The sequence below is a fragment of the Actinoalloteichus spitiensis RMV-1378 genome, from assembly GCF_000239155.1.
Lineage (GTDB): Bacteria > Actinomycetota > Actinomycetes > Mycobacteriales > Pseudonocardiaceae > Actinoalloteichus_B > Actinoalloteichus_B spitiensis.
In genome coordinates this window covers 1-1,732 of sequence record NZ_AGVX02000580.1, presented here as the reverse complement: position 1 = coordinate 1,732, position 1,732 = coordinate 1, and the positions used below count along the sequence as shown (strand labels likewise).

1 protein-coding gene is annotated in these 1,732 nt (G+C 74.8%); it reads right to left on the bottom strand.

What is annotated here, in order from left to right; all coding sequences use genetic code 11:
* Nucleotides 1-81: 81 nt before the first annotated feature.
* Complete coding sequence (locus tag ACTIDRAF_RS30500) at nt 82-1,470, bottom strand: D-alanyl-D-alanine carboxypeptidase family protein (RefSeq protein ID WP_083886572.1); 1,389 nt, start codon at nt 1,468-1,470, stop codon at nt 82-84.
* Between the last annotated feature and the right edge of the window lie 262 nt (nt 1,471-1,732).

Here is a 1,732-nt window from a genome sequence, read left to right as displayed (position 1 = left end):
GAGGTTGAGGTCTCCGAGGACGAGCGGTGCCCTGCCGGCGGTCGCGGTCCGGCCGCGAGGCCGGCACCGGGGTGGGCGGGATCAGCCCTGCTGCGGGGGGTTCTGGTTCGGTGGCGGCCACAGCCAGTCCTCGGTGGCCTTCGCGGCCTCCTCCCGCTGCTGGGCGGCCCGGCGGGCGGCGGCCTTCCGGCGCGCCGCGCGGTCCCGCAACGTCAGCACGGTGAAGAACAGCACCACGACGCCGGCGAGGATGGTCAGGGGAAGCCCGAAGCTGCCGAACATCGAGGTGTCCCCGGCCCGGTCGGCCAGCCTGGGCTGGTCCTGGGCGGTGACCGGCTCAGCGCCCTCGTCGCCGGCGGACGAGGCGCCGCCCTCGGAGGCGTCAGGCGCCGCCTCGGGTTCGGGCGCCGACGTGTTCAGCGTGCCCACCGCCGCGTCCGCCGGGAGGGCGAAACCGTAGTCGAGGAGCGACGCGGCCTGCTGCCACATCGGGGTGACCGGTTCGCCTCGCAGCAGCACCACGCCGAGGCGCCGGCCGTCGCGTTCGGCCGCCCCCGCGAAGGTGTAGCGGGCGTCGTCGGTGAAGCTGTCCCGGCCGCCCAGCGCTCCCGGGTAGTTCGCCAGCAGATCGCTGTCGTTGACCAGCGGCCCGAGCGACCCGCCCGGCAGCGGCAGCTCGGGGCTGCTGAAGGCGCTCAGGTAGTCCTCGTTGTCCAGGGCCTCGCGCAGGAACAGCGTCACGTCGTAGGCGGACGTGCTGATGCCGGGGGCCTCCAGGCCGGAGGGGGTGGTGGCCCGGGTGTCCAGGGCGCCCAGCTCCTCGGCGACCGCGTTCATCCGGTCCAGAGTGGCGGGGATCCCGCCGAGCTGGCGGGCCAGCGCGTTGGCCGCGTCGTTGCCGGAGGCCATCACCAGGCCGTTGACGACCTGCCGGGTGGTGTACTCGGTGTTGGCGGCGATGCCCATCGCCGCGCCGCCCTGCGCCACGTCCTCGGGAGTCCCGACGACGATGTCCTCCATGCCCAGGTCCCGGAGCGCGACCAACGCGGTGAGGATCTTCATCGTGGCCGCGGGCCGGTGCCGGCCGTGCGGGTCCCGGGCCGCCAGCACCTCGCCAGAGCCCAGGTCGGCGACCACCCAGGACGCCGCCGTCACGTCGGCGGGGGCCGGGGGAGCGCCCTCGGGCAGCACCTCGCCGCACTCGCCCAGCCGTTCGCCGCCGACCGGTTCGTCGGGGACGGGCAGCGGTGGGGGAGCGCTCTCCCCCTCGGCGAGGCCCTCGGTGTCACTCGGCGCGGCGGGTGGGCTCTCCCGCACCGGGCACTCGGCCCCGTTCTGGTCCTGGGTGACAGCCGCGGGTTGCCACGACGGGGATGCCGCCGCGGTGCCTGTCACCAGTCCGAGTGGGGCCAGCAGAACGGCACCCACGCCGATGGACAGAGCCGCGGCGAAGCGACGACGAGCCGGCATAGACACGGTTCTCAGGCTAGCCACCCCACTCTGCGTGATCGCACCGGCCACCCGAGCTGTCAAGGATTCAACCGCTTTCGCTGGCATGGGAAACGTCCTCGGCGTTCGGAGACGGCAGCCCGGGGCCTACCACCGCCACGGGAACGGGGAGGGAACGACGGAGACGAGCGAGGACCGGAGGGGCCGGCCGTGTCCCGGGACCGGGCCAGCGGTGGGCGGGGAGCACACCGAGTGCGCGGGGCCGCCGCTCCGGAACGGGAGG